This window comes from Nocardia sp. NPDC056100 (genome assembly GCF_042266325.1).
Lineage (GTDB): Bacteria > Actinomycetota > Actinomycetes > Mycobacteriales > Mycobacteriaceae > Nocardia.
Genome location: NZ_JBHJVY010000004.1, coordinates 535637 through 548343, shown reverse-complemented (window position 1 = coordinate 548343; position 12707 = coordinate 535637). Strand labels below are relative to the sequence as shown.

Below are 12707 nucleotides of genomic sequence, written 5' to 3'. Positions count from 1 at the left end.
TTCAGACCGCGATATTGACGCGCACCTCGGGGATGGAGCCCATGAGCGCCGCCCACTCCGGGTACAGCTCGAGTTTGCGCTGATTGGCCGCCATGATCTTGGCCCCGAGTTCGGGGTCCGGATCATCCGTGGTCTCGGGTCCGATCGCCAGCGCGGCCAGATGCGGAATGATCTCCGGATCACCCGCCAGATGCACCGGATCGTGCATGTACCGCTCCAGCGCGTCGAGATCGGACCAGGCCACGCACAGTGCGTGCGTATAACCGTCGGACGGGGTCCCGAGGTGCCGTCCGACCGTCGAGAAGGCGACGGACTCGACCGCGGCAGTGGCACGCATCAGTTCCAGTACCCGAGCCTTCTGCGTTTCGCCGGTTTCATCACGGAAACGGAATCTGAGCTGGTGAACGATCACATCTACCTCACTCTTTGAACTCGTCGGTTCAATCTTGTGCACTAGACGGTAGAACCCACACATTGAACCCGCAAGTTCAAAATTGTTGACCCGCTAGCATGTGAGTCGTGACGGGAGAGGCAGCGAGCCGAGGGCGCATAGACAAGCGGCAGGCCATCCTCGCGGCGGCCTTCGAGGTCTTCGCGAACCGCGGCTACGCGCAGGCGTGCGTACAGGAGATCGCCGATGCGGCCGGGGTGGCCAAACCCACCGTGTACAACCACCTCGGCGATAAGGAGACGCTCTACCGGCATGCCGTGGAAGCAGCGGCGGATCTGGTGGGTGCCGAATGCCTTTCGGCCATATCGAAATTGCGCGATCCGAACGCGGAACTGGAAGCGGCCCTGCGCGATTCCGCCTATCGACTGTTGCGTGTCTGCAACAGCGATCGGGCGCGTTCATTGCGCGCCCTGACCTACGCACAGCTGGCGACCTACCCCGACCTCGCGGATCTGGTCCAGGACCGCACCTCGCGGCAACTCGCCGAAACGCTGGCCGACCGGCTGGCCAGGCTCTCCCTGGCCGGCCGTTTGCGCCCCTGCGCCCCGGAGCGCGCGGCCGAGCAACTCCTCGCCCTGCTCACCGCGCCCCTGGAAGCGCGCTCCCGGCTGGGCACCCGGAAGGTATCGGTGGCGGAGCTGAAGTCCGTGGCGGACGACGCGGTCGACACCTTCCTCAGCGCATTCGGGCCCAGAACGTGAGAATGGCTCCCGACCGGGATCGGTCGGGAGCCATTCGGGCAGTGCGGCAACGTATTCGGCGAAATCAGCTGACGAAGGTCGAGACCATCAGTCCGGCCGGAATCGCCTGCCCCGCGCCGTTCTGATGCAACTGCACGTCGAGGATATCGCCGGGCTGCAGAATCTGTTGTGCGCCAACCGGAATCGTCACCGCCGTTTCGGCGGAGAGCGTGATGCCCGCGTCCAGGGTGAGCGTGCCGAGGGTCGCGACGGGCACGCCCAGTCGCAACTGGCGCACGCTGACGGTGGCGTTGTTGGTCCCGCCGCCCGTGGTCGTCGGATACCCGGCGGGGACGATGAGTTGCAGGTCGGTGACGGTGTCGCCGCTGTAGAAGGCCTGTGAGTACACGCCCGCCACGACCACCGCGTCCGCGCCCGCTGCGGCCTGGGCGGGCAGCGTCACTGTGTAGATCATGGAGTCCTCGCTCGGGTGCTAGGTGATTTGCAGCGCGCTGGTGGCGCCGCCGGTGATCGTGGCTCTCCAGTTCGGTGGGTAACCCGAGTTGTCCTGGACCTCCACCGTGAACTTGTCGCCGAGCGCGATCGGCACCGTCGCACTGGCTTGCGCCGGACTCGTGGTCGAGCTCGAGGAGAACGCGATCACGGTGCCGTTCTGCTTGATTCGCACAGCCAGGGTATTGGCGACGAACTGCCCGGCCGGGGCCCACGCGATACTCACCGCTACCAGCGCGTTCGACTTGACGCCCTGGGCCGGAAGGGCATCGGTGATCACCGTCGAACCCGGGTAGTGCGCGGTGTCGGCGGTCCAGCCGGTGAGCTGGGTCCAATTGCCATTGTTCGGCCCGTTCTGGTTGCCGTTCTTGGTCATTCCCGAAGGGGCGAACAGGCTGGCAGCGGCGGTGCCGCCGCCGGTGAACGAGGCGTTGACGCCGGTGACGGCCGCCAGGGTGCCCATACCGCTGCCCGCCGCGTTGAAGGTGGGCGGCGGGCCCGACTGCGTGGTGAGCACACCGGTCGCGCCGAAGGTCGCCAGGGCGGGAGCGCTTGCGCCGTTCACCGTCAGGGTGAGTACGGCCTTGCAGCCGAAAGCCGCGTCGGTGGCGGTGGAATTGGCGGTCGCGCCGAATTGCGCGGGCAGGATGCGGGTGACGCCCGCACCGAAGGCGAGCAGGTAACCCATCGAACCCGTTGCGCCGAAACCGATTTGCATCGGCTGCTGGACGGCGACCGCGGCGGTCAGGGTGCCTGTCGTACCGGCTTGCACCGGCAGTGCGCTCGATAGCGCGTAACCGGCCGCGAGCACGCCCGCGCCGGTGAAGCTCGCGCGAATGAACGGCGGGATGACCAGGACCTTGGCTCCGTCGATGACGACGAGCGGCGCCGCGGGCACGGTCCTGGTGATAGTCGGCGGGCTCGGCACCGCGACGACATTGGTGGGCGGCGCGGGCAGCGGTGCCACGATCGCCGCGGATGCAGAGCTCAACTGTGCCTCCGAAGGTGGTTCATACGGGACCGATCCGGCGGGTGGCAGTGGCTCGTAATAGCCTGTGGCGCCGGGTATCTCGAATCTTCGACGGATACCCGGCGCCGACCTGCCGCCGGCGGGCTCAGCTGATGGTGAAGCTCGGGGTGACCAGCAGTGTGCTCGGGCCGGGGACCTGGGTGGAGGCGATCTGCACGCGGTCGACCATGGTGCCACCGGTGGCGGCGGTCCACAGCGCGGCGTAGGTCCAGGTGCCGGCCGGCACGGTCATGGAGACCTGATTACCCGAGGCGGTGCCGGTGGTGACCGGGGCCCAGGTGACGGGCTGACGGGTGTAGCCGCCGCCGGTGGCCTCGGTGGCCGGGGTGCCGGTCGGGCCCGGGTCGGCGTTGTGAATGGACAGGAACAGGCCGGTGGCGCCGTTGATCAGGGTGTAGGCCTTGGCCAGGGCGGCCTGGGTGGTGGTGACGATGAGAGGCATGGATCGCTCCTTTTATGGTGTGGGTGAACGGATTTCGGCGGCGTGCTACGTGCGGATGACCGCGCCCTCGTACCAGGCGTAGGTGGTCGGCTGCGGGGTCGGATAGGTGACGAGCATGATGTAGCGCGAGTTGGCCGGGATGGCGTCGCAGGTAGCGCTGACGACGTTCCAGGTGGCCTGGGTCGAGGTCACCGTCGCGGGCCAGGACCCGAGGGATGCGCCGCTCGGGGAGGTCAGGTTGATCGAAACCGTGGTGCCCGCGGGGAAATTCACCCCGCCGGACGGCTGGATGGTCTGCACGAAGCTGGCGCCGGTGGTCAGCTTCAGCGGTTCGATGGTCGGCTGATACCCGAGGAATCCCGGGTCGATCGGTGCTGTCATGAGGTTCCTTCGGTATTGGGTGTTTCCGGCCCGACCGGCCAGGGGTCAGCCGGCGTTGTGTTCTACTTCGTCCATCAGTTCGCGGGACATGTGCAGATCCGGAATCCGCCCCGCCCGCGCGGCCTCTATCACGCCGCGCAGTACACCGAGCGCTTCCCGGAAAAGCCCTGTGACACGGTTCAATTCGCGGATGGACGCTTCCTGCGCCGCCTCCACCGCATCGAGCCGGAGGGTGACATCCCGCAGTTCGCCGGAGACCCGCGACAGCGTTGTCATGGCCATGTCGTTGACATCCTTGGCCGCCGCCACCTCGTAGCGCATTTTCTCGGTGGGCTGGAATTTGCGCGTCCGCACCCAGGCGAACAGTGCCGATATGCCGGTCCCGCCGAGGAATAACGCCGCGGTGAGAATCAGGTGCGGATCGGTGAATTCCATTGGGCGACTCCTAGAAAATAACGTAACAATGCGTGTGTGGAATTCCGATCGAAACAACCAACACAGTTGAATGAGACCCGCTGCTACGCAGCAGGTTTGGCCTGATCGGCCTTCCCGTCGAGCGAGTCCCGCAATTCGGTGACCGCGTCGACGAGTGTGAGATTCTGCCCCTGCGCGTTCTTCCCGAGTTGCGGCCATCCGCCGCCGTCGGGCCCGCGCAACTGCTCCCAGATCTCCCGCACCTTCTGCAGCAGCTCCTCCTGCTGCGCATCGGTCAGCGCCATGAAAACTCCCTGATTGGTCGAAAGCGTCAAGCCCAGCAGTGTTCTGAGCTGCTCGAATGTGCCTTTGAAGGCGTTGGCGTCGACAAGTTTCCCCGCGACCCGCGCCTGATCGGTGAACTGCAGCAGGTCGACGGCCTTGCCCCCGAACGCATTCCACGATCCACCGGCATCCCCGGGATACAGCTCCGCCGCGGCACCGGCCCCCGACACGTAACTGGACTGAATAAGCCCCGGCACCTGCGACAGATCCGGACACCCGATCCGCTGCCAGTACCACCGCGGAATATAGGAGAGATTGATGGTGCGGCCGAGCGCGTTCACAGCGTCGACGAAACCCCAAAAGGTCTCGATCCCACCGGAATTCGCCTCGAAGTCCACCATCGCGGCAGCATCCCCGAGATGCTCCACGAACACCTCGGCCTGCGCCCGAACATCACAGTCCCCCCGCAAATAGTGATACCCCGCCACCAGCAGCCCATTCTCATGCGCCGCCTCCCGATACCCGGGCCACGTGTAATCAACAAACCCATCCCCCTCGGATACTTTCGCAAAAACGAACCGAAAGCCCTCCCGAGCCACCCGAGCCAAATCAACATCCGGCCCGTTGTTATTGGATATGTCGACACCGAAGATCGTCACGCCGCCTCCGAAAGGATTGCGCTGAAGCGGCTTTCACCGCGAATGAGAAATCAGCGCATCAGAAGCAACCCTGTACTACGAAACGACAGTTGCGACAACAGTTTTCGCTGACGCTTGCAAGCGTAACAACAGCGATGTCTCGCACTCGGCCAACCGACCAACAGACCGGCTGTCGGCCCAACCCCCGCACCAGCAGGGGTCAACCGATTTGTTCGCGCATCCAGGCAGGAATTCTGTCAGTAGCCCTTGGATAATCCACGAGCTCTTGACGAATGTCGGTCGCGCTTGGCATCGGAACCCAATCAGGAAGGACGTTCCGGGAGAAGCCTGCTCGATGCGGCCCCGAGGCAGCACTTTCGATCCGCCCGCTCAGCCACGCTCCAGCGATCACGTCATACGTTGCCCTCTTGTGTTCGATCAGCAGACCACGCAACGTGTTCGACAACTCCACGTTCTCAACCACACCATCGGCGCGTTCCACCTGGATGCCACCATCACCATCATTGCCCGCCAAGGACACCCAGATCACAAGGACTTTCCAGCCCGGCGCGAGCAGGGCAGCCGCTTCACTGACAATCGCACGTTCATAGGCCTCTGTTCCAATATCGTTGGACCGCAAGGACTCCCACCGAACGGAGATACTCTCTCGCTCAAGACTCGAGTTGGCCACGTTCATCATCTCGAACACAGCCGACGGCGGTTCGGTCGCACTGAAGAGCACAATTTCGATCCTATCGACAGTCCGGATACCGGCCTCTTTCGCCATTCGGCGTACAGCGCCCGATCGAACAGCACCAAGATAAGAATTCAACTTCCTCCGAAAATCGTCTACCAGCTCCACACCGTCACCGTAATTACGATCCTCGGTCATCGCCAATAGAAGACGGCCATCCGACCCCACAGCAAGCTGATCTATATGACCTCTCTCACGCACCGTCATTGACCCGCGCCATATCCAGGGAAGAGTGCAACTAATGCATTATGAAAAGCCTCGACACGGTCGGCAGAATCCCAATTATGGTAACTTTTGCGCTCCCGGTACAGCTGCATCAATGCCGCAGCTTCTTCAGTTCGTTGCGCCAGTAAGGTTAGAATAACAGTGCCACGTAGTCGCACTGGATCCGGATTGGATCGATCGATAGCAGTCTCCGTCGCAGTCGGCGCCAAAACCAGCAGATCACTCACATTGGATCGAGAGTCGAGCCAATCCCGTACCGATCCATGCATATACTCCATAAACAGATCGACGCAATAATCAACATTTGCTTCCTCTGATATCCAAATCCGTGCCAGACCAACGTTCTGAGGGTTCTGGAAAAAGCCGAACTCAATACTTTCCAGCCGAGCAGGTACCCTGTTGCCCGAACTGGCCAGAGCCTCCGACGGCAATTCGGCAACAACGTTGGCGACTGCGTTCGACATCAACCAAGCAACGCCTACGAGGCCTACGCTCCCTCCGTCCCGGAGCAGTTTCGCTTCGATCACCGCAGTCACGTTGGGTTCACTCCCGTTCACAGACTCGAACCACGCATCTCTCCACTCCGGATATTGCGTACCCGGCTGTGCCTCGCTGCGCCCGGTCCACGGCGGGCAGCCGATGAACCCGTCGGATGCAAGCACGCCAGTCAGCCGCGCGACGATCAGTTCCATCAGCCGGTTCGCCGAAGCGGCAGTCATTTCGGTTTCCTCTCCACCCTTGGTGGCTCCATCTTGACAGCTGTGGCCAGACCGCGCGCTCATCGGCGGCCCAGAAAAGCCATGAGGCTCAACTGATCTGCGGATCGACTCGAGTTCTCGCCTGCCCCCGGTATCGAGACATGAAGAGTCAATGATTGGTTGACGTCCTTCACGCTCGAGCCATTCCTGTCCGATGCCGACATGCCGGCAAGCGCCGCATTGAGCGGAGCGAGCAGATCTGGAACCTCAGTCGTCATCCCTGCCATCGAAACGAATCCGAACACCTTGGGCAGTCCCATCACCTTAGGGGCACCGCCCAACACCTCGGGAGAGACACCCAAAATCTCTCCCGAGTACTTTGTGAAATCATCCATCGCGCTTACGAGCGCCTTGCCCACCGCCAGATCAGAGGGAGGCAAGAGACCCACAGAGTCAAGCGCGTCGCTACGTATTTGAAAATACAAGGCACCGACAGCGTCATTGGCTGCACGTGCACGTCGTGCAGCCTCGGCATTGGTTTCAGCCCATGCCGCAAGCTCTTCCCTCCACTTCTTATCACCATTCGTCGTGAGGCTGCCGGGCGGCCTGTCGTTAGCAGCTCTCCATACAACCTTGTCCGTTGGACCCCATCCGTCATTCCAAACGTAAGTTGTCACCCCGGATACCTCAACATCCTCCGAGATCCCGAGTCTTTCGAGTCTTTGCCGGAGGATATCACTTCCATCGTCACCAATATTAAGACGCAGATTGCCTTCCTTGTATGCGCCGTACCCAGGAATCTGATTCGGAGTGTACCCGCCACCTTTCCATTTCGATTCTACAAAGAATATCTTCCCATCTTTCTCTACAATAAAATCGGGCTCGAAATACTTGCCCGGATGACCCGGGACTTCAATTGATGCTTCGCTACCTTCAGCGATGATATTAAATCCATCGTCAATTAATTTTGCCCTGGTCAAACCTTCACCGATATCACCACCAATAGCACTCACATTCCCCTTACCGGAAAGCGAAGAGGTTTTCCACGGACTCTTGTCACCAGTCAGATCAACCATTCCCGTTCGCTGGTCGCCAGTTGGCTTGGTATCCAGCTTCGTCTGATTGTTCTGCGCTGCAGATGGCTTATCCAACGAGTCCGTTGTGGTTGGCTGACGACCAAGCGGGAGCTCTTCGGCCGGAGCTGGTTTTGCCCCTCCATTCACGCGAATCTTGCCATCGACCCCCATCGTCTGACCGGTCTTCAAGAGCCCCTTAGGCGTGTTGTCGGTCATTTCAATGACGGCGGCGATTTGATCGTCACTGATCTTCTTTTCAGATACCTTGCTTGCCCGGATCTCGTCAATAATATCTTCGTAGCTCATGGGGGCTCTCCTCATCCGGTCAATCCGCAGCACCAGATAGCGCATTGACGGTTCGGGGTAATCACCCAGCGGTGCGCCGCCGTCACCACCAATAGGCGGATCGGGCGGGCCGGTGGGGCCCCTACCGCCGGGTCCGCGGCCAGTCGGACCGGTTCCTGTGCCGCCACCGTGCCCACGCCCTCCACCCCCGGAAGGAGTCTCGATATCTCCGCGCCCAGCCGCGCCCCCGGCACCTCTTGCGTCGCCACCGAGTCCCAGCCTGATTTCGGCGCTCTTGACACCACCGACAACATCGGCGAGGGCCGGTTCCTGTTCCAGGATTTCGTCGAGTACGACATCCAGGTCCGCCCTCGAGTTCGCTATGAATTGGTCGAACTGATACTGGCCGTCCTCCCAGGTAACACCCAGATCCTTTCGAATTCCATCAAGAAGCAGATCGAGCGGCGTGGAGTTGAGCCCAGATGTATTCGGTTGTGCGCCTGCGTTGTTCGGCGATGGCCGCGGATCCGACATATTCGGGTCCGATTCCCTGCCTGGCAAATTGCGATTGGTGAGGCCATTCATTCCCGGTTCTGGCCGATTGAGTCCATCGCCCCGACTACCAGGCCCTGATGCGGTGGGTCGTTCACCAGTCGGAGGGATATCGAGCGGGTTAAGACCGTCGCGGAACGCCTGCTGCTGAACGAGAGAGTCGTTGATCGCCTGCTGTCGAAGGGCTTCCGCGATCTGTTTGTCTTGGCCGTCCGCGAGGGCCCGACCGTAGGCAGTGTCGCCAGCTTCATGGGAGACGATGTAGTCGCGTATCGCATTGCTACTCGCCGCCGCGGCTTCTTCGGTGGTTGCGCCTGCGGCGAGCGCATTGCGTGATGCGGCTCGGGCGGCCAGGGTTGCCCCCACACGCTCTGCCAGTGACGCCGCACCCCTGACCAGCAATCCGGGGAGACTCGCGAACACGGACGCATCCAGTACCGCAAGACCGAGATCCAATGCGGATGGCCAAGGCCGAAGGTCCTTGACAGGTGGTACGTAGGGGAAATTCCAGTCTGTAGCAGATCGCGTCGTATCGTCCGGGGCCCCGAATGGGTGCGGGAGGAAGTTCTGTTTGATCGGCTGCCAGATGAGATTGTTTGCGAGATCGACTGCGACCTGCCCGCTATGTTTGAAGCCGTCGAGCAGACCGGTGGCAGGGATTTCCGGCGGAATGACGTAGCTGTCGATGACGTAGCCACTGGGGTCAGTGGTAATGACAGTCGGCTCACCGATGGCATTCTTGGTTGTGGTGACGGTGTTGAGAGGTTGGTTGCCGACATAGGCAGTAGTGGATACCGTTCCGTCCCAATCGATATGGGTCTTCTGAACGAGGTTGCCAGCCTTGTTGGTCATCGTGCTGTCGGTGATGCCACCGACCGTGTGGCTCAGCGTGGCGTTGCCCTTGCCATCGGTCACCAACACGTCCTGCCATGGCTTCTCCGCGCCATCCAAGCCGCCGTGTTGGGTCGTCACCCGATGAATGCCATTGCCGATGTTCTCCGTGAGAGTGATGGTGCCGAATCCGTCGTCGGTTATCAGCTTTCCGCCCGTATCAACGGAGGTGATCAAACTATGCGTAAGCGGGTTGATTTCCTGAGTGACCTTCCATGGCTTGTCGTTTGCGTCGCTGCCACCACCGGTGGTCTCCAGCGCGGTGCCACTTCGGGTCAGGAGACTGTTGGTGGTTGTCCCGTCATCGTTCTTCCATTGCCCTGTTTGAATCGGCTTGTTGGTGTAGTCGAGTACCGGGGCGGGGGCGGGCACACCGCTTTTGGGAGGTGGAATGATTTCCGTTTTGGTGTAAGGCTTTTCGTTGCCATCACTACCGCCACCCATGGTGACCACCAGTGTCGAGCCATCTGGTTGCGGCGTTGAGATGACCTTCTCTCCACCCGCGTTGAAGCTGATCGTGGAGTTCGGGTTGAGCGGATCGGTGGACTGCGGAGACATGTCACTACTCGCGTTTCTTTGATCTTCGAGTACAAGAAAGCCGAAGGCACCCAGCTGGGCTGGGTGCCTTCGGCTTTCGGGATATTGGGGGTCAGTAGCTGATGAATGCGCCGTCGAAGTAGGTGTTGGGGCCGGTGATGGTGGCGTTCGCGTTCAGGGAATAGCCGGGGCAGACCAGGGCTCCGGCGGGGAGGTAGACGGTGAAGGTTTCGGCTCCGGCGGTGTTGTAGACGTTGTTGGTGGCGTTGTGGCCGTAGCGCAGGACGGCCCAGGGGCCGGCAATCGTTGGGGCCCACCAGAGATCGCAGCCGGGGCCGTTGATGACGGCGGCGGTGAGGTTGTAAGCGATGGAGATGGCGTACCAGCCGGCCTTGGTCACTTGGACTTGGCCGCGGCCCTGGTCGACTATCGTCACGTTGCTCGCCGGAACCCGGAGGGTGTCGAAAGTGTTTGCGGGAAAGCGGACTTCACCGCTCGGCGCGCCGATGGAGGTGGATAGGCACATCAGACTCCAGCCGGTGCCCGAGACATTGGGGGCGGCCAGGTCGGCGATACTCAAACCGGCGATATTGAAGGAGAAGGACCAGCGCAGGCCGGTCCAGTAGTACTGGCTGCCGAAACCGAAGTGGCGGTTCGCGGGGCCGACCGGGCTCGCCTTGCCGGGGTCGGTCGCCGAGGCTACGGGCGCGCCGTTCACGAGCACCGCGTAGGTGCTGCCGACACAGTCGAGGGTCAGCGTGTCACCGGTGTGCACGGGCGCGGAGGCGGTCGCCCAGGTGGTGAAGTTGAAGCTGCCGTTCACCCGGGTTCCGTAGCCGACCGAGACCTGGGTGCGACTGGCCACCGCCCAGACGAACGAGGACAGATCCGCGGTCGCCCGGGCAATGAGAATCGCGCCGACGAGATCGGAGCTGCGGTCGGTGCCCATCACCGCGGAGACCGCTTGATCATCGGTTTTCGTTGTGCGAGCGGCGTTTACGGCGACGACGAAGCCGGTGCCCTCATCCCCGTTCTGCGCCAGGCCGACTTCACCGTAGGTGATCACCAGGTCCGCGACCGGGCCCACTTTGAACGTGGCGTAGTCGGGGCCCAGGTCGGCGCGGTCGAAAATGTCGCTGAAAACGCTGCCGCCGCCGTCCTGGGCGCGCTGCCCGGCCAGCAACCCACTGATCACGGTCGAATTGGCGGCCGTGGACCCCTGGGCGGCGTCGGCGGTCGAACTCGCGTTGCCCGCACTGGATTGCGCGCCGGTGGCCGCGTTCAAGGCGCGCAGGGTCGCCGCGTTCATACTGCCGCCGCCACTGGCCGCGCCGGTGAACGCACTCGTGATGCCCGCGACCACCGACGCGTGCGCCGATTCGAAGGTCACCGATTGCAGTGCGGAGATATTGCCGCCCGCGGTGCCGGTGTAAGCGCCTGCGGGGACGGATTTGTCGGGCGATGTCATGCGAAATCCTCTGTGCTACAGCCAGTTCAGCAGCGCGCCGTCGAAACAGGTGTACGGGCCGACCAGCGAATTGGAAGTTTGGGTGGACAGACCCGGCGCGACGACCGCGCCCTTCGACAGGTAGACGACGAATGAGCCACTGGTGGCATAGGCGTTGCCGACCGGATTGCCGTCCTGATCACTGCTGCCGCCGTCACCGACGGCCCCGGCCCGGAGCAGCCCCCAGCTGCCGCCGAGGCTCGGCGCGCCCCAGAGTTCGGTGCGCATGGCGTAGTCCAGGCTCGCGAAGTTGTACGCGATGCTGATCAGATACCAGCCCGCACGGTTCACCTGCACCTGTCCGGCACCCAGATTCACGATCGATACGTTGGCGGCCTGCCGCACGGTGTCGAACACACCCGTCAGGCGCGTCATCGAACCGGCGCCGCGGGCGACACCGGTGGTGCTGCCCCGGACCAGACTCCAGCCGATGCCGGTGGGGGCGGCCGCCTGCTGGTCGGCGGCCGTCAGCCCGGCCACCGAGAACGAGAACTTGCCCGAGCTGTACGAGCAACCGAAACCCACCGCACGACGGGAGGATCCGGTCGGTACGGAGCCTGCGGCATCCGAAAAGCCGAGTACGGGAGAGTTGTTCACCAGCACCTGGTAGTTGCTGCCGACCGCGGTGAAGGTGACGGTGTCGCCCGTATTCACGGTCGTCGCGAGGGAAGTCCAGTCGCTATAGGTGTTCGTGCCGCCGCTGCGGGTACCGGAACCGATGTAGATGACGGTCGAGTAGATCCACGCGTAGGCGAAGGTGGTGAGTTGCGGATCGGCGCGCAGGATGATGCCGGTGGCGACGTTGGCGGCATTGTTCGCCGCGCCCATCACCAGCGATACCGACTGATCATCGGTCTGTAAAGCGCTGGTGTTCAAAGCGATTGTGGATCCGGTACCGGTGTTTCCGTTGGGATCCAGACGTACCTGATTGCCGGAGATGATCAGGTCCGCGACCGGCCCGGACTTCACCGCGGTGTAGTTCGGGCCGAGCGTGGTCCTGGCGAAGCTGTCGTTGAACATGCTGCCTGGCGTGGTCGACGGAGCGGGCGGCGGTAGCAGCGAGGCGATCGAGGCGGTATTGGCCGCGGCGGTGTTCTGCGCGGCCGATCCGGTCGACTGCGCGGTGCTCGAGCCCATCGCGGCGGCAGTGGCCGCGGCCGCCGACGTGTCGTTGTCGCCGTTCATGTTCTGGCTCGCGGTGTTCACGCCCTGGTACGAGGCGAACAGATTGGCGACGGTCGCCTGCTGAACTCCGGCCCAGGTCACCGATTGCAGATTCGCGACATTGTTCGGCGCCGACGACCCGACATACGCGCCGGACGGGACCTTCCGGTCGGGGGAAGTCATC

13 protein-coding genes are annotated in these 12707 nt (G+C 62.7%); 1 reads left to right on the top strand and 12 read right to left on the bottom strand.

Annotation, left to right across the window (positions count from 1 at the left end; translation table 11 throughout):
- Position 1: 1 nt before the first annotated feature.
- Positions 2 to 412 carry a Dabb family protein gene (locus ACFC0O_RS32875; RefSeq protein WP_375964823.1) on the bottom strand — a complete coding sequence of 137 codons (411 nt, stop codon included), beginning with the start codon at positions 410 to 412 and terminating at the stop codon, positions 2 to 4.
- 107 nt (positions 413 to 519) lie between these two features.
- On the opposite strand from ACFC0O_RS32875, the gene ACFC0O_RS32870 reads away from it, so the two are divergent.
- Entirely contained in the window at positions 520 to 1152 is a 633-nt protein-coding gene (locus ACFC0O_RS32870) for a TetR/AcrR family transcriptional regulator (RefSeq protein ID WP_375964821.1), read from the top strand.
- A gap of 64 nt (positions 1153 to 1216) precedes the next feature.
- Here ACFC0O_RS32870 and ACFC0O_RS32865 read toward each other — a convergent pair whose 3' ends face one another.
- From ACFC0O_RS32865 to ACFC0O_RS32815, 11 genes are all read right to left on the bottom strand, one after another.
- A complete protein-coding gene (locus ACFC0O_RS32865) occupies positions 1217 to 1606 on the bottom strand; it encodes a hypothetical protein (protein WP_375964819.1) in 390 nt (129 codons plus the stop codon).
- 18 nt (positions 1607 to 1624) lie between these two features.
- Positions 1625 to 2635 carry a hypothetical protein gene (locus tag ACFC0O_RS32860; protein ID WP_375964816.1) on the bottom strand — a complete coding sequence of 337 codons (1011 nt, stop codon included), beginning with the start codon at positions 2633 to 2635 and terminating at the stop codon, positions 1625 to 1627.
- Positions 2636 to 2759: 124 nt separating this feature from the next.
- Positions 2760 to 3116: a hypothetical protein gene (locus ACFC0O_RS32855; protein WP_364642194.1), complete on the bottom strand. Its 357-nt coding sequence runs from the start codon at positions 3114 to 3116 to the stop codon at positions 2760 to 2762.
- Between the two features lie 45 nt (positions 3117 to 3161).
- Positions 3162 to 3497 carry a hypothetical protein gene (locus ACFC0O_RS32850; RefSeq protein ID WP_375964813.1) on the bottom strand — a complete coding sequence of 112 codons (336 nt, stop codon included), beginning with the start codon at positions 3495 to 3497 and terminating at the stop codon, positions 3162 to 3164.
- Between the two features lie 45 nt (positions 3498 to 3542).
- The gene (locus tag ACFC0O_RS32845) at positions 3543 to 3932 is read right to left on the bottom strand and encodes a hypothetical protein (RefSeq protein ID WP_375964811.1); all 390 of its coding nucleotides are present in this window, start codon (positions 3930 to 3932) and stop codon (positions 3543 to 3545) included.
- Positions 3933 to 4015: 83 nt separating this feature from the next.
- Positions 4016 to 4855, bottom strand: a complete 840-nt coding sequence (locus ACFC0O_RS32840) for a glycoside hydrolase family 25 protein (RefSeq protein WP_375964808.1) — start codon at positions 4853 to 4855, stop codon at positions 4016 to 4018.
- A 199-nt stretch (positions 4856 to 5054) separates the two neighbouring features.
- Positions 5055 to 5726 (bottom strand): hypothetical protein, encoded by a 672-nt coding sequence (locus tag ACFC0O_RS32835; protein ID WP_375964805.1) that lies wholly within the window; start codon positions 5724 to 5726, stop codon positions 5055 to 5057.
- Positions 5727 to 5791: 65 nt separating this feature from the next.
- A complete protein-coding gene (locus ACFC0O_RS32830; RefSeq protein ID WP_375964803.1) occupies positions 5792 to 6532 on the bottom strand; it encodes a hypothetical protein in 741 nt (246 codons plus the stop codon).
- Between the two features lie 59 nt (positions 6533 to 6591).
- The gene (locus tag ACFC0O_RS32825; RefSeq protein WP_375964800.1) at positions 6592 to 9873 is read right to left on the bottom strand and encodes a hypothetical protein; all 3282 of its coding nucleotides are present in this window, start codon (positions 9871 to 9873) and stop codon (positions 6592 to 6594) included.
- A 91-nt stretch (positions 9874 to 9964) separates the two neighbouring features.
- Positions 9965 to 11320, bottom strand: coding sequence for a hypothetical protein (locus ACFC0O_RS32820; protein ID WP_375964797.1), 1356 nt, complete (start codon positions 11318 to 11320; stop codon positions 9965 to 9967).
- A gap of 15 nt (positions 11321 to 11335) precedes the next feature.
- Positions 11336 to 12706 (bottom strand): hypothetical protein, encoded by a 1371-nt coding sequence (locus ACFC0O_RS32815; RefSeq protein WP_375964795.1) that lies wholly within the window; start codon positions 12704 to 12706, stop codon positions 11336 to 11338.
- Between the last annotated feature and the right edge of the window lies 1 nt (position 12707).